The 26,055-nt window shown below is 68.1% G+C and carries 25 protein-coding genes and 1 pseudogene; 15 read left to right on the top strand and 11 right to left on the bottom strand.

The features are described 5' to 3' along the window. The first annotated feature begins 67 nt into the window (after positions 1-67). From ACZ7OI_RS12775 to ACZ7OI_RS12735, 9 genes and pseudogenes are all read left to right on the top strand, one after another. Entirely contained in the window at positions 68-1,459 is a 1,392-nt protein-coding gene (locus ACZ7OI_RS12775) for a KamA family radical SAM protein (RefSeq protein ID WP_470264346.1), read from the top strand. A gap of 159 nt (positions 1,460-1,618) precedes the next feature. After that, a complete protein-coding gene (locus tag ACZ7OI_RS12770; RefSeq protein WP_470264345.1) occupies positions 1,619-1,774 on the top strand; it encodes a hypothetical protein in 156 nt (51 codons plus the stop codon). A gap of 194 nt (positions 1,775-1,968) precedes the next feature. Next, complete coding sequence (gene uppS / locus ACZ7OI_RS12765; RefSeq protein WP_470265167.1) at positions 1,969-2,754, top strand: polyprenyl diphosphate synthase; 786 nt, start codon at positions 1,969-1,971, stop codon at positions 2,752-2,754. A gap of 74 nt (positions 2,755-2,828) precedes the next feature. After that, entirely contained in the window at positions 2,829-3,125 is a 297-nt protein-coding gene (locus ACZ7OI_RS12760; RefSeq protein ID WP_470264344.1) for a DUF1905 domain-containing protein, read from the top strand. A gap of 1,115 nt (positions 3,126-4,240) precedes the next feature. Beyond that, positions 4,241-6,025, top strand: coding sequence for a hypothetical protein (locus ACZ7OI_RS12755; protein WP_470264343.1), 1,785 nt, complete (start codon positions 4,241-4,243; stop codon positions 6,023-6,025). 379 nt (positions 6,026-6,404) lie between these two features. Beyond that, positions 6,405-6,572, top strand: coding sequence for a hypothetical protein (locus ACZ7OI_RS12750; RefSeq protein WP_470264342.1), 168 nt, complete (start codon positions 6,405-6,407; stop codon positions 6,570-6,572). Further along, a pseudogene (locus ACZ7OI_RS12745) lies at positions 6,565-7,184 on the top strand (putative T7SS-secreted protein). The gene ACZ7OI_RS12750 and the pseudogene ACZ7OI_RS12745 overlap by 8 nt, the downstream one beginning before the upstream one ends. Next, positions 7,181-7,639 (top strand): hypothetical protein, encoded by a 459-nt coding sequence (locus ACZ7OI_RS12740; protein WP_470264341.1) that lies wholly within the window; start codon positions 7,181-7,183, stop codon positions 7,637-7,639. The pseudogene ACZ7OI_RS12745 and the gene ACZ7OI_RS12740 overlap by 4 nt, the downstream one beginning before the upstream one ends. 46 nt (positions 7,640-7,685) lie before the next feature. Beyond that, the gene (locus tag ACZ7OI_RS12735; RefSeq protein ID WP_470264340.1) at positions 7,686-7,955 is read left to right on the top strand and encodes a hypothetical protein; all 270 of its coding nucleotides are present in this window, start codon (positions 7,686-7,688) and stop codon (positions 7,953-7,955) included. Between the two features lie 445 nt (positions 7,956-8,400). On the opposite strand, the gene ACZ7OI_RS12730 is transcribed toward ACZ7OI_RS12735, so the two are convergent. The 9 genes from ACZ7OI_RS12730 to ACZ7OI_RS12690 all read right to left on the bottom strand — a co-directional run bounded on the left by ACZ7OI_RS12730 (position 8,401) and on the right by ACZ7OI_RS12690 (position 15,826). Further along, positions 8,401-8,811, bottom strand: a complete 411-nt coding sequence (locus ACZ7OI_RS12730; protein WP_470264339.1) for a VOC family protein — start codon at positions 8,809-8,811, stop codon at positions 8,401-8,403. Between the two features lie 47 nt (positions 8,812-8,858). Beyond that, the gene (locus ACZ7OI_RS12725) at positions 8,859-9,623 is read right to left on the bottom strand and encodes a helix-turn-helix domain-containing protein (protein ID WP_470264338.1); all 765 of its coding nucleotides are present in this window, start codon (positions 9,621-9,623) and stop codon (positions 8,859-8,861) included. 559 nt (positions 9,624-10,182) lie between these two features. After that, complete coding sequence (locus ACZ7OI_RS12720) at positions 10,183-10,494, bottom strand: hypothetical protein (RefSeq protein ID WP_470264337.1); 312 nt, start codon at positions 10,492-10,494, stop codon at positions 10,183-10,185. A 239-nt stretch (positions 10,495-10,733) separates the two neighbouring features. Continuing rightward, the gene (locus tag ACZ7OI_RS12715; RefSeq protein ID WP_470264336.1) at positions 10,734-11,288 is read right to left on the bottom strand and encodes a VanZ family protein; all 555 of its coding nucleotides are present in this window, start codon (positions 11,286-11,288) and stop codon (positions 10,734-10,736) included. 261 nt (positions 11,289-11,549) lie between these two features. Continuing rightward, positions 11,550-12,047, bottom strand: a complete 498-nt coding sequence (locus tag ACZ7OI_RS12710; RefSeq protein ID WP_470264335.1) for a type 1 periplasmic-binding domain-containing protein — start codon at positions 12,045-12,047, stop codon at positions 11,550-11,552. Beyond that, positions 12,035-12,316 carry an Ada metal-binding domain-containing protein gene (locus ACZ7OI_RS12705; RefSeq protein ID WP_470264334.1) on the bottom strand — a complete coding sequence of 94 codons (282 nt, stop codon included), beginning with the start codon at positions 12,314-12,316 and terminating at the stop codon, positions 12,035-12,037. The genes ACZ7OI_RS12710 and ACZ7OI_RS12705 overlap by 13 nt, the downstream gene beginning before the upstream one ends. Further along, the gene (locus ACZ7OI_RS12700; protein WP_470264333.1) at positions 12,313-13,044 is read right to left on the bottom strand and encodes a 2OG-Fe(II) oxygenase; all 732 of its coding nucleotides are present in this window, start codon (positions 13,042-13,044) and stop codon (positions 12,313-12,315) included. Before ACZ7OI_RS12700 ends, ACZ7OI_RS12705 begins: the two co-directional genes overlap by 4 nt. Beyond that, positions 13,041-13,652, bottom strand: a complete 612-nt coding sequence (locus ACZ7OI_RS12695) for a methylated-DNA--[protein]-cysteine S-methyltransferase (protein ID WP_470264332.1) — start codon at positions 13,650-13,652, stop codon at positions 13,041-13,043. The genes ACZ7OI_RS12700 and ACZ7OI_RS12695 overlap by 4 nt, the downstream gene beginning before the upstream one ends. Beyond that, the gene (locus ACZ7OI_RS12690) at positions 13,649-15,826 is read right to left on the bottom strand and encodes a sigma-70 family RNA polymerase sigma factor (protein WP_470264331.1); all 2,178 of its coding nucleotides are present in this window, start codon (positions 15,824-15,826) and stop codon (positions 13,649-13,651) included. Before ACZ7OI_RS12690 ends, ACZ7OI_RS12695 begins: the two co-directional genes overlap by 4 nt. 297 nt (positions 15,827-16,123) lie before the next feature. On the opposite strand from ACZ7OI_RS12690, the gene ACZ7OI_RS12685 reads away from it, so the two are divergent. The 5 genes from ACZ7OI_RS12685 (at position 16,124) to ACZ7OI_RS12665 (ending at position 23,216) form a co-directional block, all read left to right on the top strand. Further along, positions 16,124-16,948: a DUF4097 family beta strand repeat-containing protein gene (locus tag ACZ7OI_RS12685; RefSeq protein WP_470264330.1), complete on the top strand. Its 825-nt coding sequence runs from the start codon at positions 16,124-16,126 to the stop codon at positions 16,946-16,948. 29 nt (positions 16,949-16,977) lie between these two features. After that, positions 16,978-20,043, top strand: coding sequence for an AfsR/SARP family transcriptional regulator (locus tag ACZ7OI_RS12680; RefSeq protein WP_470264329.1), 3,066 nt, complete (start codon positions 16,978-16,980; stop codon positions 20,041-20,043). Between the two features lie 92 nt (positions 20,044-20,135). After that, positions 20,136-21,350, top strand: a complete 1,215-nt coding sequence (locus ACZ7OI_RS12675; RefSeq protein ID WP_470264328.1) for a cytochrome P450 — start codon at positions 20,136-20,138, stop codon at positions 21,348-21,350. Positions 21,351-21,371: 21 nt separating this feature from the next. Beyond that, the gene (locus ACZ7OI_RS12670) at positions 21,372-22,040 is read left to right on the top strand and encodes a DUF6461 domain-containing protein (protein ID WP_470264327.1); all 669 of its coding nucleotides are present in this window, start codon (positions 21,372-21,374) and stop codon (positions 22,038-22,040) included. A 63-nt stretch (positions 22,041-22,103) separates the two neighbouring features. After that, entirely contained in the window at positions 22,104-23,216 is a 1,113-nt protein-coding gene (locus ACZ7OI_RS12665; RefSeq protein ID WP_470264326.1) for an NADAR family protein, read from the top strand. Between the two features lie 55 nt (positions 23,217-23,271). On the opposite strand, the gene ACZ7OI_RS12660 is transcribed toward ACZ7OI_RS12665, so the two are convergent. Both ACZ7OI_RS12660 and ACZ7OI_RS12655 read right to left on the bottom strand, forming a co-directional pair. Continuing rightward, a complete protein-coding gene (locus ACZ7OI_RS12660) occupies positions 23,272-24,723 on the bottom strand; it encodes an amidase (protein WP_470264325.1) in 1,452 nt (483 codons plus the stop codon). Positions 24,724-24,920: 197 nt separating this feature from the next. Beyond that, complete coding sequence (locus tag ACZ7OI_RS12655) at positions 24,921-25,637, bottom strand: GntR family transcriptional regulator (RefSeq protein WP_470264324.1); 717 nt, start codon at positions 25,635-25,637, stop codon at positions 24,921-24,923. A gap of 193 nt (positions 25,638-25,830) precedes the next feature. Here ACZ7OI_RS12655 and ACZ7OI_RS12650 point away from each other — a divergent pair. Then, positions 25,831-26,055, top strand: a 225-nt coding sequence (locus tag ACZ7OI_RS12650; RefSeq protein ID WP_470264323.1) for an acyl-CoA dehydrogenase family protein, incomplete at its 3' end; no start/stop codon positions are given.

The following is a 26,055-nucleotide window of genomic DNA, read 5'->3' as shown; positions in this document are numbered from 1 at the left end:
AAAGATTTACGGTCGTCTAACGTTATGGCAGGATATTTTCACGCGTTCCCGACGACTTGGAGTACAGATGACTGCGATCCAGGAACCTGTGCCGACTGCCGCCGCCTTCGACCAGCCGTACGAGTACGTCCGCGCAGAGTTGGCAGAACCCGACTGGCGCCGCTTCCCCGGCTGGCACGACGTCACCGAAGCAGAGTGGCGGGACGCCCAGTGGCAGCGCGTGCACTGCGTGCGCAACGCCAAGCAGCTGCGGGCCCTGATGGGCGATCTGCTGGAGGAGCGGTTCTACGAGGACCTGCTCGCCGACCAGCGCGAGATGGCCACGATGTCGATGCTGCTGCCGCCGCAGATGATCAACACGATGGCCCCGCACGCGGGCACCGACCCGGCGAAGGTGACCGAGGCGTTCTACGCCGACCCGATCCGCCGCTACATGCTCCCCGTGCGCAGCGACCGGCACTCGGTATGGCCCAGCCATCCGCACGCCGAGCGCGACTCGCTGCACGAGGCCGAGATGTGGGTGGTCGAGGGGCTCACCCACCGCTACCCGACGAAGGTGCTGGCCGAGATGATCTCGACCTGCCCGCAGTACTGCGGGCACTGCACCCGGATGGACCTCGTCGGCAACTCGACCGAACAGGTCGAGAAGCACAAGCTCGCGCTCAAGCCGGTCGACCGCCAGGACGCGATGATCGACTACCTCAAGCGCACCCCCGGAGTCCGCGACGTGGTGGTCTCCGGCGGCGACGTGGCGAACGTGCCGTGGCCGCAGCTGGAATCGTTTCTGATGCGGCTGATGGACATCGAGACGGTGCGAGACATCCGCCTGGCCACGAAGGCGCTCGCGGCGCTCCCGCAGCACTGGCTGCAGCCGAAGGTGACCGAGGGCCTGCAGCGGGTCGCGTTGACCGCCCAGGCGCGCGGGGTGAACCTGGCCATTCACACGCACGTGAACCACGCGCAGTCGGTCACGCCGCTGGTCGCGGAGGCCGCGCGGACTGCGTTGCAGGTGGGGGTGCGGGATGTGCGGAATCAGGGCGTGTTGATGCGCGGGGTCAATGCCACTCCGGCTGCGCTTTTGGATCTTTGCTTTGCATTGCAGGGCGAGGCCAATATTCTGCCGTACTACTTTTACATGTGCGACATGATCCCGAATGCGGAGCATTGGCGGGTTTCCGTGCATGAGGCGCAGGAATTGCAGCATTCGATCATGGGGTATTTGCCGGGGTATGCGACGCCGCGGATTGTGTGCGACGTGCCGTATGTGGGGAAGCGGTGGGTGCACCAGCTGGCGGAGTACGACCGGGAGCTGGGGATTTCGTACTGGACGAAGAACTACCGGACCGGGATCGAGCACGAGGACCCGGAGGCTTTGCAGCGGAAGTACCCGTACTACGACCCGATTCAGACCCTTCCTGATGCTGGGCAGAAGTGGTGGGCTGAAGAGAAGGGTCGCTGACCTGAGCGCATGATCTCGCGTGCTTTCCGGTGCGAGGGAATCGCTGACCGCGGCTAGCTGTCACGGGATCCCCGCCTTTGTCGCAGGCGGAATGCGCGGCGGCAGACTGCAATGCGGTGCCTGACCAGCGGAGATAATGCTGGTCAGGCACCTGCGGACGTGCAGGAGAAACCCGCGCTCGATCAGCAAGAGGCGATGATCGACGTTCTGGACGACGCCTTCACCGAGCACTTCGGCCCAGGAACGGACGCTGATCCGCCGCTCGACGAAGAGATGGCCTGTCTTCTCCTCGCCGACGCACGGATTCCGCTGTAACGCTAAAGCCGCCTTTCGACCATTTCCCGAGAATCCGGCGGCCACAGCACGCGGGCCGGTCGGACGGTCGAAAACCGACCTCGGCCGACAATTCTGACATCGTTCCCACAGCGGCGAACCGTGTCCGCGGAAGGGACACAGGGTTGGATACGATGGGCAGGAACCCGCGCGACACAACGGCGAACGGAGTGCGCATCGTGCTGCCCAGTCTGGTCCAGCGAATCGTCTACGGCATTTATACGCAGCGGTTGCGAAAGCAGCTCGTGGGCGCCGAATTGCCGGGGCACATCGGGATCATCATGGACGGCAACCGGCGCTGGGCTCGCCAGATGGGCATGGCCGACCTCAGCATCGGGCACAAGCGCGGCGCCGAACATGTCGAAACGGTGCTGTCCTGGTGCGAGCGCGCGGGCGTGCAGCACGTGACGATCTACCTGTGCTCGACCGAAAACCTCGCGCGCCGCGACGACGCCGAAGTGTCCTACCTGATGCACCTGATCGAGCAGGTCATCACCGACAAGCTCGCTCAACCCGGCGCGGGCTGGCAGGTTCACGTCGCCGGTCTTCTCGATGCCCTGCCGGACACCACCGCGCACGCGCTGAAGAACGCCGTCGAAGTCACCCGCGACTGCGACACCGGCCACCACATCACGCTGGCCATCGGCTATGGCGGCCGCCAGGAGGTCGTCGACGCGCTGCGCGCCCTGCTGACCGAACACGCCGCCGCCGGGACGCTGGACGAACTCGCCGACACCATCACCATGGAAGACGTGTCCCGGCACCTCTACACCGCCGGGCAACCCGATCCCGACCTGGTCATCCGCACCAGCGGGGAACAACGGCTGTCCAACTTCCTGGTCTGGCAGAGCGCCTATTCCGAGCTCTACTTCTGCGACACCTTCTGGCCCGCTTTCCGCGAAGTCGACTTCCTCCGGGCCCTCCGCAGCTACGCGCGACGGAACCGCCGCTACGGCCGCTGAGCATTTTCGTCGCATCGCGAGCCGGGTGCGGGTTCGCCCCGGAAATTGTCGGTGTCGCGTGCGATGCTGATCTCGTGGAAGTGCACTTCGACGCCGAACTGTGGATCTGGGAAGCGCGGCGGACCGACACCTGGACCTTCGTCAGCCTGCCCGGCGACATCTCGGACGAAATCCGCGAACTGGGCGGGCCGCGCCGCGGGTTCGGATCGATGCGCGTGCAGGTCCGGGTCGGCGCCACCACCTGGCGAACCTCGATCTTCCCGGACAGCACGCGCGGCTACGTGCTGCCGGTCAAACGCGCGGTACGCAAAGCCGAGAAGCTCGATCCCGGCGACGTAGCCCAAGTGACCGTGACGGTTCTCGATCTCTGATCTCGGCGAAGCCGGTCTGAGCTGATCACCGCCGAAACCACGGCTCGCCGACAGGGCAGTTCTCGCGTAAATGCGGCATCAACCGCAGAGAACGTGGCCTCGCACCGAACGCGACGCTGAAGATCTCCTCCGTCACATGAGTTCGTCCGACAAACCGCGCGCCTCGACACACCTTGAACGCGGCGGTCGAGGATCTCGCGGCCCGTCGAGCACCGACAACAGAAATCGTCCGCACACTTCCCCTGCCTGGCACCGACATCACCGGGCACCGCGACCCGCTGAACCTCGGAGCGGGTCCGGTCGGATCTCCGCCCGCACACTGCTCCACGAACTCTGCTAGACCACGGACGACTGGTTGAGTATCAGCGCGTTCGCCGACACCTCGTCCTAACCAGAAACCCGAACGGAACATATTCCGCCTGAAACGTCTACTTCATCCTGCTGCCGCACTCGGCCAGGCAGGCGGGCGGCATCGAGACCGGCGGTGCGTTCCCCTGGCCGACGCATCCCGACGGCCACCCACTTGCCTCCGGCATCTCGACGAAGCCGGAAGGAGCCCCGCCTTGTGCGCCCTCCAGATACCTTGTGCCTTCGCCGCGATCCCGCTGGAGGGCCGCGCGTACAGCCGCTCTGCGCCGGCTAGCAGCTTTCAACGGCGATCCGAACGGGCTGCTCCAGACTCTTCCTCGAAGGCAACGCGGTGGATCACGACATCATGCCGTCACTTGCGACCGAACGGTTGTGCGCCACCGGGCATCAAGGCACCGCGAGCAGCGCTTCTGCCTACCCGCTGGAATAAGGCCTGGTCAAGAGAAGGTTACCATTCAGCACAATCGGCAAACGCTTGTAACGGCAGACGGACCCGCCGCGACGAATGACGTAATTATTCGGGTAAAGCTGTGGCCACGACTTACATTTTAAGGCCGTGATTCGTGTTCGGTACGGCTTATTTCGTCAACAGATAACTGAAGCGTCTGCCAACGAGAAAGAGGATGCCAGTGCCGAGCGGGACGGTTGCGGGGACAGCGGCAGCAAATCATGCGACAGCCCGAATCAGCAGAGTGCGCCGCGGCGACTACGCGGCGTATGTCCGCTGCGAGTCAGGAGACTTCTGGTTGCCCGAGGCAGAGGCGCAGGCGTCCGCGTGGCTCCGAAGCCGGAAAGGCTACGACGTTCCATTGAGCGTCTCCGCAGACTACGCGCAGCACAATTCGACTCTCTCAGTCCGCCGTCTCGCGGACAACGGCCGCCACGACCTTCGCATCCGGCTGGTTGAAGACCAGGGAACAAGCGGTACCTGGACGACTGACCTCATCGCGCACGACGAGCCCGGCGACCGCGACTGGATAAGCTTAACTGTCCGCAACGACCAGGGACGTTTCGTCAATGTACCCGGGCTGGCCAAGTTCTTGGTAGAAGCGCTGCCCCTCCGGGACGGCAGCATCGAATTCTCCGGGAGACCCGAGGTATATCGCGAACAGGACGTCGACCGGCTCGTGTCGCTGCTCGCCGACGAACGTCGGCATGGCCTGGTGCTTGTCGCAGGGAGCGGGTCCACCGACGGACTGCCGTTCGACCCGTACGTCCGGAAAGTCGGGGAATGGTCGCAAGAAGTCTGCGGGCTCGCCCAGGTGGCGGTCCTCGACCCCGCTGCGACGAAAGCTTTCGCTCTCAACGCCGGGGACCGGTACCGTGCACCGGCCTGGACAATCCGAACCTATCGGCCGGGCGTGGTCTTTGGAGACGAGAAAGATCATCGGCGGCACCGCATTCTCGGAACGCAGCGGCTTGCCCAACACCCCGACTCCTCAATCCGCCGGCTGCTCGGCGACATCGTCCGAGAGCAGGCCGCGGCCCGCCTAGCCAACCCCGAGGTGCTGCGAGTGCAGCGCCGGTTCGACCGGCACGAGAACCGCCGACTTGTCGAGGCAGTGGAAACTGCCGAGCTCGCGCCCGCGGTGGACGGCGCTGCGGCAATCAAAGCTTCCGCCGTCATCGACCTCCGGCCGCTCGTCGAACTGTCGTCGAAGGAGAAGCCTTCGGTGGCCGCGCTCAGGGCTCAGATCTCCGAGCAGAGTGAGCAGCTCGCGCTCGTGAGACGCGTACTCGGCATAGCTTCCGTCACCGAGCACGCGTTGTCCGAAGCGACGGCTCGGATCACCGTCCGACATGCGGACCCCCAAGCCATCCGAGCACTGGACCTGCGCGTCGACAACCTCCTGCTCGCCAACTTTGAACTTGAGGACCAGAACGAGAAGCTGCACAACGCACTCGACGAGGCCCAGACTGAAACTGAGATTGCCCAGCTGGAGCTGGACGATCGCAATGCGCGGATTCAGTGGCTCGGAGCCCGGCTCAAAGAACGCGGCGATTACGAGTCACCTTATGCCGAGGTACCAGAGGACTTCGGCGAATCCTCCCCGGAAGACTTCGAAGAACTTCTGCAGCGGCTGGACCAGATCCGCTGCCTAGTGTTCACCGGCGACCCGGCAGAAGTCGCCAAGCTCAACCAGATCGACACCAACAACGCCGCCCTGAGGACCGCGTGGGAATCGGTACTGTGTCTCAAAGACTACGTCGACGCCCGGAAAACCGGCGACTGGAACGGCGGACTCGACCAGTACCTCGCGAACCCGCCTTCCGGCTACCGTGCGATCGGCAAGAAAAAGTGGGGCCGCTCGGAAACCAGGGCCACCATGAACGCGTACGGCGAGGACCGCGTGTTCCCGGTGCCGGAGTACATCAATCCTGCCGGATGGATCGCGATGACCTCACATTTCAAGCTCGCAAGGATCGGCATGCGCAGCCCCAGAATGTACGTCTACGACGCTCACCCAGGCACGCCGTGTGTTTACATCGGCTACATCGGCGTGCACCTGACCAACACTCAGACCAACTGACGAAGCCGCGCCGCAGCGATCACGAGCCACTAGGTCGAGGGTGCCTGCTACCTTCTGAGGTGTCTTCAGCGGGCTCCGACAGCGAGCAGGCGAGTCCTGTGCCGCGTTGCGGCTCGGTGGCACTCACGACAGGCGGCCTCATCCGCGAGACGCGAGTCGAGGAAGGTTGAAGACTCCGCTTCCCCACTGCACACTGGCGTGCACGATCTGTGACCTTGGGGAGGGCTCACGCGATGGACGGACCCGGCTTTCACGTCGACCCGGAAGAAGCCGCACCGGGGATTCGGGAAAGCGTCGACGGCCAGCAGAACTTCGAGCTGCGCGGATTGTGGCGGCGACACCGACCTCTAACGGCTACACCGGCGTGCACGACGCGCTGATGGACCTATGCGTCTGCTGGAGCGACGGTCTCGACACCCTCAACAACGATGTAGGAGCCATCGCCGACACACTGGCACGAGCAGCCGTCGCCTACCGCCTCGGCGACGGAGCCGCAGCACGCACGTTCACCGCCGCCCCAGGCGAAGAGGCGGTGAACGGTGGCTGAGCTTGGGCGAACCCAAGACCCGACCGAACTGGTCAAGGGGAAACCTGCCGCCATCGACGAAAACGTCCGCGTGCTGTGTGGCCGCGCGGACAGCGCCGGCCGCGCCTCGGACGGACTCAATTCCATCGACACCGGTGCCTGGCAAGGCCCCGCCGCCGGGACTTCCACGACAAGTTCTCGTACGAACTCGCGAAGTGGTACACCGCCGCCGACTCCCTGCTGTCAGCAGCCGACGCGCCTGCCGACTACGCCAGCACGCTCCGGTGGGCTCAAAGCCAAGCCACCGAAGCCCTCGCAGCATGGAACGAGGCACAAGCAGCGACCCAGCAAGCGCAGCAACAGCACAACGAGGCCTCGGCTCAGGCAGCCGCGAATGGCCAGCTGCCACCGCCTTTCTCCGACCCGGGCGAGGCAGCACGAAGAGCAGCTCAGGCCACGCTCGACAACGCCCGCCGCCAACTCGCCGACGCGGGAGACGACGAGCCGCAGCCATCAGAGAGGCCGCTGCTGGCGCACCCGAGGATTCGAGCTGGCTCGACGACGCGGGCGACTTCCTCACCGACGCCGGAGGGCACCTGGTCAACGGCCTGGCATCGTTCGGGAACCCCATGATCAACCATCCGGGCGAAGTCGCCGCTGCCGCCGCCGGAATCGGGCTGACCGTGATTAGCTCGGCCGGGGAGGGCCTTGGCACCGCGCTGGATGCGACGGGAATCGGAGCAGCCGCCAGTGTGCCGCTCAACGTCGTCTCCGCCGCGGGCATCGCCACCGGCACTACGGTGGCCGGCACCGCAATCGGGAATCCCGCAGCCCACGCCGCAGGCGACGACCACGTCTCGCCCAAGCAGACCAACCAGAGCACCAGCGGTGCGGGAGCGGATGCCGAACCGCCGTTCTCCGCGCTGAAGGAGATCACCGGCAAGACCGACCACGGAGGCAAGCAGATGGCCGAAAGCGACGGCCACGGCGTCAACGACGCCGTCGCCAACCCGACCAAACCGCCCAAGTTCAAAATGGACAACTACGGCGGGAGCTACCGCTACGTCGGCAAAGGACGCCACCGTTAGAGATCACGACAGCGTGGGCACGAACACGAGCAGGCTGGAGGCAGGAATGAGCACGGTGATGGACAGCCTCCCCGACCGGTTCCGGCCGACCGTGATCAGTCTGCTGGAGCAACGCGACTCTGAACTACTGGCAGCGTTTCGAGTGCAGGAGAGACCCACACTCGACCAGCAAGAGGCAATGATCGACGTCTTGGGCGACGCCTTCACCGAGCACTTCGGCCCAGGACACGAACCGACCGAACAAGGCAAGCTCATCGACGACACGCTCGGCGCGTTCCTCACCCGCTGGCCCTCCGAAGACCTCACCGAGGACTGACCTGCGACCACGCTGATGATCAGCCAGGACACCGTGCTGAACGCAGCAGACATTCTCGGCAGGACGGCGGCGACACTGAAGAAGCGTTCGAAGACGCCTTGCAGCGCTGTGTGGAGCTCGTCGACGATCTCGGACCCAGACGTTTCTGGTCCTGACCGACGTCCCCGCACACCCCGTCGAGCGTTGTCCATACGGGATCGCCGTGCGAGAAGAAGCTCAGGCACTGCTCGATCGCGGCTGCCTCGGTTTGGTCGCCGCCGGAATGCACCAGCACGCCGCCGACAGTGATATGGGCGGCTCTCTGCGGTTCACGGGCAGATGGCACGCACGGTCGACGACGTCGCGCAACTGTGGGCCGTCAACCGGTTCCGCCGCGCACACCACGTCCAAACGATCTTCGGCCAGGACGGTACGGGCAGTAAAAATGGACCGCCCGCACCGTGCGTCATTCCGGCGTGCCAGGCATAGCCGACGCGTCGTACGAAAGCAGCTCCCAGCTGTGGCCGTCTGGGTCGTCCACCGCGCGGTTGTAGAGCCAGCCCATGTCCTGAGGCGGGCGCGGTTCGGACCCGCCCGCTTTGACGGCGGCGTCGGCCAGCCGGTCGACCTCCTCCTTCGACTCGACGGGCAACGCGAGGATCGACTCGATCGCACCGGAGGCGACCGGCCGCGAGGTGAACTGGCTGAACTGCTCGTGCGTCATCAGCTGCACGGTCACCGTCTCGCCGAGAGCGACCTGCGCGGAAGTCTCGTCGGTGAACTGCGGGTTGAGCTCGCCGCCCAGCGCCGTGTAGAACGCCGTGCTCGCGTCCAGGTCGGTGACCGGCAGGTTGACATAGATCTGGGTGAAAGGCATTGGCGCTCCTCGGTTCCGGCAGCCGGGCGTTCCGGCTGACTTCGAACCTACGGCGCTACCTCGGCGTCAGTCTTGTACAGGAGCGACACCATCTCGCCGGCGTCGGGCCGTCGCAGCTGGGTCGCCGTCCGGCCGACGAACCGGGTCAGCGACCGCGCCAGATGCGGCTGATCGTGATACCCGACCAGATGCACGACCTCGCTCGCGGCCACGCCCCGGCGCAGCAGCATCGTGGCCTGCCGCACCCGCTCGATCTGCCGGATCGTGCCCTGCGTCAGTCCCGTGGCCGCGGCGACCCGGCGCTGCACCGAGCGCGGGGTGACCAGCACCGGCCGCTCCCCCGCGAGGACGTCGGCCACCAGCGGGTCCCGCACCAGCAACCCCGCCCGGACCAGGCGGTCCACGAACGTCTCCGCGTTCTCGTAGGTGGGAATCTCCCACTCGCTGCCCTGCAGCACGAACGAGCGCGGCGTCGTGTACGGGCTCGACACACTGCCGTCCACAAGCCCGCCCACGGGCAGATTCCTCAGGAACGCGCCGTGCCGGAAGATCACTCCGAAGGCGCTGCCCAGGCCGCCGCCCAACGGAACCACGGTGGGCCGCGTCTCGGGACCGCGGACCGAAACCGCGGTCACCCCGGCCGACGCCCAGACCAGCAGCTCCCAGTTCGAGTTCACGACCGACACCATGCGCTCCGGCGCGAAACCGACCCGCCCGCCGTCCGGAGCCACCCGGTACACGCCCTCGACATAGGGCGAGTCCGACACCCGGTACTCCAGCCCTGGAATCTCCTCAACCCGGTCGAGCGGCACGTCCGGCATCGTAGCGCGCAGCGACCGGGGCGCTCCGGAGCCGGACACGGGCGTCTAGCGCGCGGTCAGCTCCCGACGAGCACCCGCAGGAAGAAGAACGAGCCGACGCAGAACACAGCCATGACGACGAACGAGCACCGCCGCTGTTGGACCGGGCGCAATAGTCGCCGGTCACGTGCGCGGCGGATTCGACTACCCGCGAACTCCTCGGCTGCCCAGGAAAGCCGAAAGCAACCCTCGCGGTCTGCACAGTGGTTCTGCTGGAAGGTGGCCCGGACACGAATTACCGCCCCTGGAAAACTCGCAGCTGAGCTGATCAACGCCGCCGCCGAACTCGGATTGCTGAGCTCGGTCATCGTGCTCGGCGCCGGAACCTGCGTCGGGCGAGAACTCGCCACAGAGGCTCGCGTACTTGACTGCGTCGGGGCCGTGCAGGCTCATCAGCATGGGGTCGATCATCTTGCCGGGGCGAGCACGTCGTCTTGGATGGCGGTGCCTGACGAGATAACGCTCGCAGTCCTGCGTCGTCAGGCGACAGCGAGGACTGCCTGTGCTCCCGCTACGGGGAGTCCGCGTCCAGTACCAATACCGTCATGTCCAGGAGTCTTTGGTAGTACTCGCGACCGCCGGCGTCCAGTTCGGGGAGAACCCGAATGAGTCGCTGTTCGCATTCGGCGAGGACGTTCCATCTCCAGTCATCCAGGAGACCTTGTCGCGTCAGCCAGGTGGAGACGCAACCGGTTGGGTTTGCGTCAAGCATCACCATGTCGAAGCCTGCCACGTCGACGCCTCTCCACCGGCTCGGGAACGGCACCTTGATGTGGGCCTCGAAAATCGTCTTGACTGCTTCCAGCCGATCCGTGAGATCCAATGGCTTCCTCTCTCTGGACAAACGACGCAAGGGTACGGTCGCCCGCTCATCGGCCATGGGCGGGCGACGCCGTCGATGCGAGCGCCTGAACCGCTTTGCTTGGATTTTGCCAGCTTTGCTCTGCAGGGCGGACTATCGTCGCGTCCGCCGGTTCGGCCGGTGGCGCGAATGGCTCGGGTTCGCACGCCGGACGTCATCCTGGATGAGACAGAACAGCTGTTCGCGAAGCATCTGGCCGCTCAGAATCCAGGCCGGCCGCCGGGCGGGGTCTCGGCGTGACTATCGGCAGTCCTCCTGACGGCCGTGCGGTTGGCAAGCGCGATCGTGGCGCTGGCCAAGAGAACGGCGAGAACGGCGCCGATGGTGTTCATCGCCCAATCGTTGGTGTCACAGGCGCGTCCGATGGCCGGCATCAGGGCCTGGAGGGCCTCGATCGCAGCGGACAGGCCCGCACCGGCCGCGAGCATCAGCAACGGTCGCCGCGTGGCCAGCACAGCGAAAAAGACCGGAGGGAAGAACAGCGCCACGTTGGCCAACAGTTCCACACTGGTCAACGTGGGCGCGGAGAACTGGACCACGCAGGCCACATAGTCCACTCGGCTTGAGGTCGGAACAAGGGTCAGCGCAACGACCGGCAGCACGGACAGCGTCACGAACGCCCGCAGGATCCGGTGCCTGTACTTGATCCTGCGGGCGCGCAGGATCAAGTAGCCGACGCCGACACAGACGACGGCGATCAGTAGCGACGCCACCGGCACCAGCGCCGAGTTGTCCAGCAGGAAGTCGGTGATCATAAGGGGGCTGATCGTACGGTTGGCGGCACCGCCCGATCCTCGTGGACTGACGGTCCGCTCGTCGGCCGAAATCGTTCGGTCTGGTGACAAATACAGCTGTCCTTGGCGGCAACTGCCGCTGGCGCTTCCTGTCGAACCTCACGTCACGAGGACCGGAGGCGTTGCAGCGGAAGTACCCGTGCTGCAACTCGATTCAGACCCTGCCCGAGGACGGACAGAAGTGGTGGTCCGAACAACCTCGCCCGGCGAAAAGGTCAACGGTCACGCGACGGAACCGTGCCTGACCCGCCACGAATCGCCCCCCGCGGTGGCTCCGGCGAGGCCCTCCAGGTTGACGAGTCCGACGAGCGCGAGGGTGCGAGGGTCGCCGATCGCCGCTGTCGCCAGGGTGCGGTCCGGGCTCCAGCGGGTGGACCACAGGAGCCGTCGGGTCATCTGCGCCCAGCCGGTCGCCGGTCCGGTCATGATCCACAGATCAGGGTCCGCGGCGGCGAAACGCGAGGCGGGGCGCAGCCAGGACGCCCCGGTCTCGGGCCAAGCGAACGTGCCGAGAATCCGGCCGCCTGCCCGGTCCCAGGCGGATTCGATCGAGCGCGCGGTCTCGACGGCGCGGGCGGTGCGGCCGGAGCCGATCGCGATGTCCCTGGCGCCGCGGGCGCGGGCGAGCCGGACTAGGGCCTCGACCTCGGCCTCGGTGGCCGCCAGATCCGAGTCGTGCGACGCGGGTTCCCTCAGCAAGGGGCTGGTCAGGATTTCCATGGTTCGCCGTTCTCCCGCGCGGTTTTCCATTTCCGGTACTGGCGTTCGCAGCAGCACCCGCACGGGCGGAAACCGGCTGCGGCCGCGGTGGCCTTGTCGGCGAAGAAGACCCGCTGCCGGACGTAGCCGCCGGAAGCGATCGCGCGCAGTGCGGACGGGCAGTCGAGCCGCCCGTAGATCTTCGAAGCTCGGTGGCCGCCCCACCGTCCCTTGGTCCGGGACGCGTAGCGTCGGCCGTCCGGCCCGAGCAGCGTGTAGGTCTTCGTCATGCCGCGTCGTGGAAAACGAGCGCCAGGGTGTGCCGTTCGCCCGACCTGATGGCCGACACCCCGTGCCGGACCGGCGCGGCCGACCAGCCCCTGGCGGATTCGACCGGCCGGTCGCGAGTGGTGAACAGATAGCCGTGCCCGTGCGGCAGCAGGGTCGCCGTGCCCCGGGACTGTGCGCGGGGACGCTGTTCCAGCAACAGGAATTCCCCGCCGGTGTGGTCCACGCCCGGCTCGTTCAGGTTGATCACGACCTGCAGCGGGAACACGAGATCGCCGTACAGGTCGCGGTGGAGCGCGTTCCAGTCCTTCTCGGCGTAGCGGAGCAGGATCGCGGTTGACTTCGGCTGGCCCGCCTCGTGGCACATGCGGAGCCACTCGTCGAGCGTGTCCGGCCACGGAGCGGGGCGGCCGAGTTTCGCCCACCAGTCGCGGGCGATCGGCAGAAGACGCGGATACAGCGCCTGTTTGAGCCGTTCGACCGGCTCCGGGTACGGCGCGTGGAAGTACCGGTACTCGCCCCGGCCGAAACGGTGCCGTCCCATGTCGACCGTGCTGCGGAACAGTTCGTCCCGCTCGTACAACGCTCTGATCTCCTCGGTCTCCTCGGGCGCCAGCAACTGCGGCAGCAGCGCGCCGCCGTATTCGTTCACCTCGGCGGTGATCGCTTCCCAGTCGCCCGATTCGACGCGGTCGCGCCAGCGGTCGGGCTTTCGCCGCGCGGTGCTCATGCCGCCTCCAGATTCAACAGCGCGGTCTTGGCCTCGATCCCGCCGATGTATCCGCCGAGCGTGCCGTCGGAACGCAGCACGCGGTGGCACGGGACGACGATCGGCAGGGGATTGGTCGCGCAGGCGGTGCCGACCGCGCGGACTGCCTTCGGACTGCCGACGAGTTCGGCCACGTCCCGGTAGCTGCGGGTCTCGCCGTAGCCGATTTCGGGCAGATGGGTCTGCACGAGCCGCCGGAAGCCGCGCGACAGGGACAGGTCCAAGGGCACCTCGAACGTCCGGCGGCCCCGGGCGAAGTACTCGCCGATCTCCCGCGCGGCCTCGTCCAGCCGCTTCGGCGCGCGCAGGATGCGCGGGCTCAGTTTCCGGCCGAGGGTCTCCAGCACCAGGTCGTGGTCCTCGCTGGCGAACGCCACGCGGACCAGGCCGGCCGGCGTCGCGGCCAGCAGCAGCTTGCCGACCGGCGAGTCCACGGTGGAGTAAGCGACGTCGACCAGGCCGGATTGCTCGGCTTCCCGCTCCAGGCGGCGGTGCAGCCGTTCGAGGAGATCGGCGTCCACGCGCGGAGACAACAGCGCGACCAGGTCGTCGTCGCGGATGCTGTTCATGACGATGCTCCTCTCGCGATCGCGCCCGTACGGTTCTTTCTCAGGTTCTTGATGCCGTCCGCGACGGCTCTGCGCGCGGCCTCGGCGGTCCCGCCGACGATCTCCGCGATCTCGGCGTAGGGCAGCCCGGCGACGTAGCGGTACGCGACGGCTTGCCGCTGCTTGTCCGGCAGACCGCTCACCGCGGCCCACAGCTCGCGGTCTTCGAAGTCGGGGACCTCCCGCGGACCCGGCTCCTCCGGGATCTCGCCGACGGGCAGCGGATTCCGCTTGGCGGCACGCAGCACGTCGACGGTCTTGCGGTGCGCGATCGTCACGAGCCACGCCTCGACGTTCGCCGTCTCCGGCAGGTCGGGATAGGCGCGCAGGGCGGAGAGAAAGGTCTCCGACCACGCGTCGTCCGCGTCGTGCGGGCCGAGGACGACCCGGCAGACGCGCAGCACGGTCGCGCCGTGCCGCGCGACTATGTGCTCGAAAGGCAGTTGCATGTCCATCCCGCTGAAGACGTGTTCGTGGCAGCCGCGGTGAGATCGCCGGTCGCCACGAGCGTGCCGGAATCCCCCGCGCACGGCGACCGGCCCGGGCCTGACGGCGATGCGCTCACTTGCGTCCCCTCTCTTCCGCCTCGTAGACGCGCGCTGCCCGCGAAACGTGAGATGCGGGGACGAAAATGAGCGAAGTCGCCGTTCGGACCTCTGCGGAAGCGGTCCTCGCCCGACCCGCGCGGCCCCCTGACAGCTGGCCGGGTCGCAGTCGTCGGGATGGTTGCCGGTGATGGTGGCGTGGTCCAGCTTCACCGTGTTGCCGGAGCCGACGTGCATCCCGCCGCCCCGGACTGCGGTGTTCCCGGTGACGACGGTGTCGGCCAGAACGTGGGTCGCGGCGCCGTGGACGCTGGAGATCGCGATTCCGCCGCCGTTGCCGCCCGCGACGTTGTCGGCGATCCTCGCTCCGGTTATCCGGAACTGCGCGACCGGGCGCTTCCGAGTGCTGTGCAGCGCGACGCCTCCGCCGTCTTGTCCGGCGCGGTTGCGGGCGAGCTGGCCGCCGGTGACGGTCAGCTCGCCGATGTGGTCGTAGACCCCGCCGCCGGAGCCGGGGGTTCCCGGCCGGACGGCGCCGGGCGAGCCGGTGCGATTGTCGGCGACTGTCGTGCCGTCGAGGGTCGCCGCGCCCGAGCCGGTCCAGATGCCGCCTCCGTCGCCCGCGTTTCCGTCGTAGCCGCGGGTCGCCCCGGTGCCTCCAGGGCCCGCGTCGCCGGAGGTGTTGCGGCAGACCGTGCTGCGGGCGAACGTGGTCTCGCCGGCGATGTAAACCCCGCCGCCGTTTCCGCCGGGACCGCCATGGCCGGCGGATCCGCTGGGCGAGCCACCGACCGGCCCGCCGATCCCGCCGGTCCCGGCCTTGTTGTCGCACACGGCGCTGTCGGTGACAGTGGTGTGCTGGGTGCTCCAGATCCCGCCGCCGTTTCCGCCGTGCGCCCAGCTGTCCCCCTCTGCGCCGGGAGCCGTCGAACTGTCTCCGCCGCCCCCGGTCCGGTTCCCGCCGACCGAACTGTGCTCGACCCGCAAGACGCCCTGACGGACCCCGATTCCGCCTCCGTTGCCTCCCGAACCGGGGAAACCGCCCGTGCCGACCCTGGCCCAGGGTCCGCCGTTGCCCGTGGCGTTGCCGGTGACCGTGCTGTCGGCGATCGACAGCGTGCCGCCCGAGCTGAACACGCCGCCCCCGGACCCGCCGTCCGCGGCGGGCGGGCCGTCGCCGGTGGAGTTGTCGCGGATCGTCACCCGGATCAGTGCCAGCGAGCCGCTGTTGAGGATGCCGCCGCCGTCTTCGCCCGGCGCGGTTCGGCCGCCGGCGACTGAAAGGTCGGAAATCGACACCCCTGCCGCGTCGGTGCGCAGAATTCGGAAGGGCGCGGCCGTCTGCGTGCGGGCGAGAGTGGCGTGATGGCCGTGGAAGGTCGTCGGCGCGGTAATCGGGGGCAGTGCCGCGGTGAGCTGGTAAGTGCAATTCTCCGTCAAGTCTATCGAGCTGCCCGGATGCGCGTTGGCGACCGTGATGGCGGAATTCAGGCTGGCCGCGTCGCAAGGGACCGGCGCGACGGCCGTCCCGGACGTCGACAGCACCCCGGCCGCCAGCACGCTCGAACCCAGCAAGGAAAGAATCACCACGACTTATCCCCTTTGATCGCGAAGACTTTCTGGCGGCCCGAGTTCACCACAACCGGGGATCGGCAAAAGAGATTCCGCGCCGAATTGGGCCGAGTGGCTCAGGAAATCCGTTCCTTTTCGCTGGCGTTCGCATTGTTCTCGATCACCATTTCTTATCGTCGGCCGGTCGCGGGGCCGAGCCGCTGACACCGGCCCTGACACCGGCCCTCCCCCATGTCTGAGCCGTGACAGCCGCGTGTCCGCCCGGCAGGCGAATGTGGTCACAACGAACCACCGACCCAGCCAGGGAGACCGAAAATGTCCACGTTCACCACCCCCAACCCCATCACCGCGGCCCTCACCACCGCCGGCGCCCGCGTCCGGATCGCCGCCAGCGAGCGCACCGACACCGTCGTGCGGGTGCAGCCCGTCAACGCGGCGAACTCCACCGACGTGAAGGTCGCCGAGAAGACCAAGGTCGAGTTCGCCGACGGCGTGCTGTCGGTCAAGACCACCAAGTCCGGCGGCCAGACCGGCTCCGTCGAGATCGCGATCGAACTGCCCGCCGGGTCCGCGTTGATCCTGAACACGGCCTGGACCGAGGTGCAGGCGGACGGCGTCCTCGGCGAGTGCGAGGTCAACATCGGCTCGGGCCAGGTTCAGCTCGACCGCGTCGCCGCCCTGCGCGGCAACCTCGGCGCGGGCGGGCTCGCCGTCGGCCACGTCTCCGGCGAAGCGGTCATCGAGGGCAGCACGGCAGGCCTGCGCATCGGCGAGGCCGAAGGCGAGATCCGCTACCAGGGCACGAGCGGCAAGGTCTGGATCGGCCACGCCCGGTCCGACGTCGACCTGGGCGGTTCGAACGGCAGCTTCGACATCGGGACGGCCGACGGCAGCGTCGTCGCCAAGGCGGCCAACTGCCCGATCCGGATCGGTCGGGTCACGCGCGGCCAGGTGGAGCTGTCGAACGCGGCAGGCGGCATCGAGGTCGGCGTCAGCGCGGGCATCGCCGCGGACGTGGACGCGAAGAGCACGAAAGGCCTGGTCCGCAGCACGCTCGGCACGTCGGACAGCTCGGGCGCCTCGCTCAAGGTCCACGCCCGGACACGGCTCGACGACATCGTTCTCTATCCCGCTGCCTGACCACCCGATCGGATGGCAGGATCGACCAGGTGCAGATCAAGATCCTGGGTCCGTTCGAGGTCCTCGACGGCGCCGTGGCCGACGTTCCGGGCGCGCGGCTGCGCGGACTGCTCGTCGCCCTCGCGCTCCGGCCGGGCCAGGTCGTCCCGAAGGCGACGCTGATCGACTGGATCTGGGGCGAGCACCCGCCCGCCGACGCCGCGAATGCCTTGCAACGCCTGGTTTCGCGGCTGCGCAAGGCCTTGCCGGGGGCCGTCGTCGAAGGGCTGACCGACGGCTACCGGCTCGCGCTCGACCCGGACGAGGTCGACGCGGTGCGCTTCGAGCGGCTCGTCGCCCAGGCCCGGGAAGACCACGGGCCTGGGCGGCTGCGCGAAGCGCTGGAGTTGTGGCGCGGTCCGGCGATGCAGGACGTCGGCTTGCAGGACAGCGAGGCGTTCGACGCGGCGGCCACCCGGCTCGAGGCCCTGCGCCTGGCGGCCATGGAAGACCGGTTCGAGGCAGAACTCGATCTCGGCCGCGGCGCGGACCTCGTCGCGGAACTGACCGACCTGGTGGCCGCGCACCCGGTGCGGGAGAAGCTCGTCGCCGCGCTGATGCGCGCGCTCGCCGCCGCAGGCCGCAACACCGAAGCGTTGCAGGCTTTTCAGCGCCTCCGGGAAACGCTCGTCGACGAGCTGGGCGCGGACCCGTCGCCCGAGCTGTCCGCGTTGCACGTCGCGTTGCTGCGAGGCGAGGTGGGACGGCGCGAGGAAAGCCGCAAGACCAACCTGCGCGCCGAGTTCACCAGCTACGTCGGCAAAGAAGCCGATGTCGCGGCGGTCCGCGACCTGGTGTCGCGACACCGGCTCACCACCCTGACCGGCCCCGGCGGTTCGGGAAAAACCAGACTGGCGACGGAAACTGCCCGCACGTTTGTCGAAGGCCTGCACCACGGCGCCTGGCTGGTGGAGCTGGCCGCCGTCGGGACCGGCGACGACGTCGCGCAGGCCACGCTGTCCGGGCTCGGCCTGCGCGACGCGCTGCTCGGCGAAGCGTCCTCCGCGGATCCGGTGGACCGGCTGGTCTCCGCGATCCGCGACCGCGAAACGCTGCTGGTGCTCGACAACTGCGAGCACGTCATCGAGTCCGCGGCCGCCCTCGCGCACCGGCTGCTCGGCGAGTGCCGCGGGTTGCGGATCCTCGCGACGAGCCGGGAACCGCTGGGCATCACCGGCGAGGCGTTGTGGCCGGTCGAACCGCTCGCACAGGCCGAAGCCGTCCAGCTGCTGCGGGACCGGGCGACGACGCGCCGCCACGATCTCGCCGACGACCGGACGCTGTCGCGCATCTGCACCGCATTGGACGGGATGCCGCTCGCGATCGAACTGGCGGCGGTCCGGCTGCGCACGCTGTCTGCCGAACAGCTCGCGGACCGCCTCGACGACCGGTTCCGGCTCCTGACCGGCGGCAGCCGCACCGCCCTCCCCCGGCACCGGACGCTTCGCGCGATGGTCGACTGGAGCTGGGAGCTGCTCAGCGACGGCGAACGTCTCGTGCTGAGCAGGCTGTCGGTGTTCGCCGGCGGCGCGAGCCTGGAGGCAGCTGAACGGGTCTGCGCGGGAGACCTGGTCGACGAGTACGAGGTGCTGGACCTGCTCACCGCGCTCAGCGACAAGTCCTTGCTCGTCGCGTTCGGCGAAGGCGAGCCGCGGTACCGGATGCTCGGCACGATCAAGGAGTACAGCGCGGCACGGCTCGCCGAGGCCGGGGAGACCGAGCTGGCCCGGCAGGCGCATCTCGCGTACTTCACCGAGCTGGCCGAGACCGCGGAACCCCGGCTGCGCCGCGGCGAGCAGCTGGAATGGCTCACGGTTCTCAAGGCAGAGCACGACAATCTCGTCTCGGCGATGCGCGGCGCGCTCGCCGCCCGCGATGCCCACGCGTCGATGCGGCTCGCGGCCGCCTGCGGCTGGTACTGGTGGCTCGTGGGCCGCAAGGCCGAGGGCATGGAACTGATCAGCGCCGCGATCGCGATTCCCGGCGAGGTCCCCGACGAGATCAAGGCCGTGGTGTACGCCCTGACCTCGATGTTCGTCAACTCCGGACCCGGCGACGTGCCGGAAGCCGCGGAGTGGATCCACCAGGCGTACGAGCTCGGCAAGCACGGCAGGCACTATCACGCGGCGCTGCGGCTGGCGGTGCCGCTGGAAATGATGCTGAGCGACCTGGACGCGCTCCTGCCGGCCTGGGAGTCGCTGCTGGACGACGAGGACCCGTGGGTGCGCGCGTTGTCCCGGCTGCACATCGGCAAGCTGCGGATGATGCTCGGCCAGGACTGCGAATCCTGGTTCGACGAATCCCTGGTCGAGTTCCGGGTGCTCGGCGAACGGTTCGGCATTTCCTTCGCACAGAACGAACTCGCCGAGTGCGTCGCCATGCGCGGCGAATTCGCCGAGGCCAGCGAACACCTCGAGCAGGCGATCGCCGTCGTCACCGAGCTGGACGCGCTGGACGACGTCGCCCAAATGCGGATGCGGCAGGCCCGGCTGCACTGGCTGGCGGGCGACAAAGACGCCAGCGCCGCCGCGGCGGCCGAGGCGGAAAGCCTCGCGGAAGGCATCACGTGGCCGGGAACGCTGGCCGCGCTCGCCCTGGTCCGGACGGAGCTCGCCCGGTGGAACGGCAACGCGAAGGACGCCTTCGACCAGTTCGGCCAGGCCATGAGCCTGCTGGGAGAGGAATCGCGGCAACCGCATCTGCGGGCCGCGAGCCACGACCTGCACGCCTGGTTCGCCGCCGATCTCGACGAGGCGCGCGAACACCGTGCCGCAGCCTGCGACGCGGCAGCGGAAACCGGGCGCGCGCCCGTGATCGCGCAGATGGTCGTCGGCGTCGCTGACCTGGCCGCGCGGCGCGCGCAGTACGACCACGCCGCGCGGCTGCTGGCAGCGAGCGCCAAGGTGCTCGGCCGGAAAGACCTGTCGAACCCGGACGCGACGCGGATCGAACAGGAGACGCGCGGCCACCTCGGCGACGAAGCGTTCGACCAGGCCACAAGGGAGGGCGCAGCCGGCGAGTGGACCGAACTGACCGCGGTGCCGCTCGCGCGCTGACGCGGGTCCCGGCCCGTGTCAGCGCCGTGACGGCTCGGTGTCTGGGCTCTCCGCGATCGTGGTGACACCAAGCCACCACGAGAGGATTTCCGATGAGCCAGCAGCTTTCCCCGGTCGACGGCCTGCCGATGGACCGCGACGCCGGCCCGTTCGACCCGCCCGCCGCGATCACCGCGCTGCGCGAAACCCGCCCGGTCAGCCCGATGCGCTTCCCGGACGGCCACGAAGGCTGGCTGGTCACCGGGTACGACGCGGTCCGCCAGGTGATGTCCGACGCCCGGTTCAGCAGCCGCCAGGACCTCGGCGTGGTCCACGTGCCGTACGAGACGCCGGGCATGCCGGTCGCCACCGAGCCGTCCCCGCAGATCCCCGGCCTGTTCGTCAGCATGGACGCCCCCGACCACACCCGGTTGCGGCGCAAGCTCACCGGCGCGTTCACCGTCAAGCGGATGAAGCAGCTCGAAGACGGCATCGTCGCGATCACCGAACAGCAACTCGACGCGGTCGCGCAGCTGGCGCCGCCGGTCGATCTCGTGCGGGAGTTCGCGCTCCCGGTGCCGTCGCTGGTGATCTGCGAGCTGCTCGGCGTTCCCTACGCCGACCGCGAGACCTTCCAGGCGAACTCGTCGAAGTTCATGGAACGGGACGTGAACCTCGACGACAAGATGGCCGCGTTCGGCGCGATGATGGGCTACCTCGGCCAGCTGTGCACGAACAAGCGCGCCGAGCCTGGCGACGACATCCTCTCCGACCTCGCCCGCGACGAGGACATCAGCATCGAAGAACTGACCGGCATGTCGTTCCTCCTGTTGCTCGCCGGGCACGAGACCACCGCGAACATGCTGTCGCTGGGCGCGTTCGCGCTGCTCGAGAACCCAGCGCAGCTGGACGAACTGCGTGCCGACCCGGCGCTGTTCCCCAACGCGGTGGAAGAGCTGATGCGCTACCTGTCGGTGGCCGACATCTTCTACCGCTATGCGACCGAGGACATCGAGCTTGGCGGCGAGACCATTCCGGCCGGTTCGACTGTGGTCGTCTCGCTGCTCGCCGCCAACCGCGATCCGGGTCGCTTCGAGAACCCCGACACGCTTGACGTGCACCGGAAAGTTCGGGGGCAGGTGGCGTTCGGGCACGGGATCCATCAGTGTCTCGGGCAGCAGCTGGCCCGGATCGAGATGCGGGCCGGGTTCGAGGGGCTGGTGCGCCGCTTCCCGGACCTGCGGCTCGCGGTTCCGGCGGCCGAGGTGCCGTTGCGGACGAACATGAACATCTACGGTGTCCACGAACTTCCGGTCACCTGGTCTTGACTGTCCGCGGAGGAGCGAACGATGAACGGGACGTCACCGGTCGACGCGCGATACCGCCTCGATCCCGACTGGGCGTGGCTCGCCGCCCCGGCCGGTGTCGTCCTCGACGGCGGAGCCCTGACCTTCGTGCGCGGCACGGCCCCGGCCGAGGTGTTCCGCACGTTCGACCTCGACCCCGGCTCGGCACGCGTGATGACCGCGGAGCAAGCACTCGCCGACCCGGTGCTGAGCACGGCCGGGTTCTTCGACGGGCCGCAATGGATCCGCGTCGCCGAGTCGGGCGAGTGGACCGTCGTCGTGGAGTACATCCAGCAGAAAACCCACGTCGACGGCATCGCCGGCGACCTGGCCCGGAACACCGACGTCGTCTTCATCGCGGCGAACGAAGACGATCCGGCGGTGGTCAGCTACCTTTCGCACGGCGATCTCGTCTTCACCTTCACCTGCGGAGGCGGGTACGACTCCCGCGGCGGCACGCATCCGCACTTGTTCGACGACGAGATGGTCGATTCCGGCCTCATCGACTTCGCGTCGGACGCGACGATCGCCGACAGTTCGATCGCGATGATGGCGATCCTGGGACGGCGCCTCGGCTTCGCCATCACCCCGGAAACGGTCACCGGCCCGCTCCCCACCGCCTACCGCAGGTACCGCTACGCACCCCTCCGGCCCGGCGGCAAGCTCCGTTGATCTCTCCGGCGGCCAGCGAAATCGAGTTCTTCCCGAGAACAGGTTTTCCCTAGGCTGTGGGCCATGGCGATGCGACGGCGGACTTGGCGCGAGGCGGACGGCGGGCGCGTCGAGGGAACCTGGCGGCCGGCGTTCATCCGCAACTCGGACACGTACTACCTGACCGACCTGATGATCTACGCCGACGGAATGATCGACTGCTGGGGCCTCGTGACCGTCGACGAGTTCGCCGCCAAACTCGCGTCGGGCTGGGTGGCCACCGAACTGGCCGAGGGAGCCCGCGCCTCGGTCCACGACGTCGCGTCGTGGACGTTCGCGAAGCCGCACGTCTGGCTGACCCCGGACATGCTGCTCGGCGAAGTCCGCGACCTCATCGACCAGCTCAACGACCGCCCGGATTCGACGGATCGGTGCCTGGCCGTGCTCGACGTCTTCCTCGGCCAGCCGACCGAGGACAACCGCGCGGCGCTGCGCGAGGCCTACGAGGCGATCCCCGAACACCGGCGGACCTACGCGCTCGGCGACCAGGACCGCCAGGACCACCCGCTCCGGGTGCTGGTCGCCGGGCCGGGAAACCTCCTCGACGACGAGATGGTCACCGAAGAGGATCACGCAGAGGCGCTGGCCTACTTCGCCGAGCGGGAGAAAGAACGTCGGCAATACGCCGACAAGGCGCCCGCGGACGGCCCGGCCGAGCCGGTCGAGACCAGCATTGTTCTCAACCAGGTGGCCTTCCCGCGCGGCTGGCCGCGAAATCCCGGCATCCTGGTGCTGCGCAACGACTTTCCCGCGCCCATCGCCGTCGGCGGCAAGACCTATCCGACTGTCACGCACGCCTACTGGGCGCTCGCGGTCGCCGACGACGGGCAGCAGGAAGCGATCCTTCGGGCCGCCACCACTTTCTCCGCGCAGGAGATCGCCGAGAACTCCGGTCTGCGCGACGGCTGGCCGACGACACGGGCCGCGGTCATGGGGTACTTGCTGCGCATGAAGTTCAGCCAGCATCCGGAACTCGCGGCCGTTCTCGTGGCGACCGGCGCGACCCGTCTCCTCTACACCGAGGTGTTCTCGCCGTTCTGGGGCCAGCACGGAACAGAAGGCCGGAACTGGATGGGACGGCTGCTGGAGCTGATCCGCTCCGAGATCGCCTTCGCCAACGCGGGAATCCTGCCGTAGCGGACCTTCGGTGTTCGCCTCGAACCCCGAGCCTTCGAGGCGAACACCGATCCCCCTACTCCGGAGCCTGGAACCCGCCGATCCGCTCCTCCAGCAGCTCGGCCAGCTTCAACGGCGTCCGGTCCTCGAACATCGGCCCGACGACCTGCACCCCCACCGGCAGCCCCTCCGGAGACAGGCCGGTCGGCATCGCGGTGGCGGGCAACCCGGGCATGGTGGCCACACCGGCCCAGACAAGCTGATCGAAGAACGGGTATTCGACTCCGTCGATGTCGAGACGGCAGGCCAGCAGATCGGGATTGTGGTCGTGCGGGAACGCGGGCGTCGGCGTCACCGGGCACACCACCGCGTCGAACTCGGCGAAGAGTTGCCGCCAGCCGTGGCGGTGCAGTTCCCGGCGGTTGTTGACCTCCATCCAATCGCGGTGGGTGAGCACCATTCCGCGCAGGCGCGAGGCGTCGAGGGACTGGTCCTCGGCGCTCAGTCCGGCAGCGCGGGCCTGCAGCTGTTCGTACGCGTCGACGGGGAAACGCGCTACGGAACCGGAGAACAGCAGCTGCGTGTAGAGGGTCGCGGCTTCGGTCAGGTCGGGCAGCAGCGCGCTGTGGCGTTCGACGCGGGCCCCGCCCTCGGCCAGGGCGTCGGCTACCCGGTTCACGCCCGCTCGGACTGCGACGCCGGTCGGGATGAGCGGATGGTCTTCGAGGATCAGGACCTTGAAGTCGCGCAGCTGGTCATGGCGTGCGGGCGGCAGGGCCAACTCGTGTGCCACACCGTACGTCAGCGGGTCCGGTCCGGCCATGACGTCCAGCAGGAGCGCGAGGTCACGGGCAGTGCGCGCCATCGGGCCGACGACGGCGAGGTCCAGGTCGACCGGCAACGCCGGCCCGGGCGGCGCGACCATGCCGCGGTTCGCCACCAGTCCGAGGGACGGCTTGTGTCCGTACACGCCGCAGAAATGCGCGGGCGTGCGCAGCGAACCGCCGATGTCGGAGCCGATCGACAGCGCGCCGAAGCCGGCCGCGAGGGCCGCTGACGAACCGCCGGAGGAGCCGCCGGGGGTTCGGTCGTGGTTCCACGGGTTGTTGGTGGTGCCGTAGACCGGGTTGAAACTCTGCAAACCTTGCAAGCCCAACGGCACATTGGTTTTGCCGAGGATTACCGCGCCCGCAGCCTTGAGCCGCGACACCTGGACCGCGTCCTCCGCCGGCATGAAGTCCCGGTGTTGCGGCATGCCCCAGGTCGTGGGCAGCCCGGTGACGTTGTAGCACTCCTTGACCGTGACCGGGATGCCCAGCAGCGGCCGGTCCTCGCCGCGGGCGCGCGCCTGGTCGGCGTCGCGGGCAGCGGCGCGGGCACGGTCGAAGTCCGGCACGCAGATCGCGTTGAGCGCCTTGTCTTCCCGCTCGATGCGGGCGATCGCCTCGTCGGTCAGTTCCGCTGACGTCACTTCGCCGGCGTGCAAGGCGGCCGTGAGTTCTTCGGCCGAGTGAAAGTTCCGCTCCATGAATTTGACCGTAACGGGTACCCGGAGAAGCCATAAAATGCGAATTTGCACAACGGGGCGAACGCTCGTGGCGAGTGATCGTCCACACTGGACGGGCGAAGGTGCTCACGGTCGCCCGCGGAGCGCAGATCGTCGACGGCGGGGTGCGACCGCCGCCGAACTCGCGCTCCGCACCCAGCTCACCACCGCGCAGCCGGTCAGCGGTCCCAGAATCCTTGCGCCTCAAGCAAAGCGACCGCGCGCTCGCCCGCGTCGGCGAGGTGTTTCTCCACGAGCGAGCGCGCCCGGGCGGCCGAGCGCGCGGACAGCGCGTCGAGGATCAGCCGGTGGTCGGCCCGCGCCTTGTCCGGCCAGTCCTCGTGTGCCTCGTAGAACCCGTGCGACACCGTCTTGCCCAGGATGCCGAGGAGCGAGAGGAGCCGGCGGGAATCGGCGGCGTAGTTGATCCTCCGGTGGAACTCGAAGTTCAGCCGTTCCTGTTCGGCACGGTCCGCTGCGGACTCCATCCGGTCCGCGAGATCGTGCATCGCCTGAAGGCTTTCCGGGGACAGGTTCTTCGCCGCGCGCTCCGCGGCCAATCCGGACACGACGCCGAACACGCGGAAATGGTCCCGGATGTCGTCGCGCGTCATCCGGGCCACGAACGCGCCTCGCCGGGCGATGTGCTCGACCACTCCCTCGTGGTCGAGGGTGATCAACGCTTCGCGGACGGGCAGTTTGCTGATGCCGAGTTCGTCGGCGAGCGCTTCCTGGTCGATCTTCGCCCCGGCGCGGAGCTGGCCGGAGAAGACCCGCCGCCGGATCTCCTGCGCGGCCATCGCGTTGAGGTTCGCCGGGCCGGTGCGGCGCGGTCCGGCACTCGCGGTTTCGGGCATCGCCACGACCTTCTCCCATCCCTGCGCCGACGGCTGCATCGGATGAAGTATTACACGACCGTGGCACTCTCAGACTGCCACTTCCACCCTCGTGAGCCGCGTCTGCCGCCGCCAAAATCCCCTGTTCACCTGCTGGTTCACCGCCACCAGGCGGCCGGTCGGCAGTGTGAGCCATTCGATGATTTCTGATAAAGTATTTTCTGTGCGGGGCGGCTGGGTCATAGTGGGAGGCATGGCAGCAGCGGTGACTCCCGAGGACTTCCGGCCGATTCTGGAGCTGGTGCGCGACTTCGTCCGGGCGAAGGTCGTTCCGCGCGAGCAGGAGATCATGGACGGCAACGCCATCCCCGACGACCTGCGCACGCAGGCGGCGGAGATGGGCCTGTTCGGCTACGCGATCCCCCAGGAATGGGGCGGGCTCGGGCTCGACCTGACCCAGGACGTCGAGCTGGCGATG

The sequence above is a fragment of the Amycolatopsis sp. NPDC114503 genome (assembly GCF_055633655.1).
The sequence above is the reverse complement of the archived record's forward strand: the minus strand, read 5'-3'. Positions and strand labels throughout refer to the sequence as shown.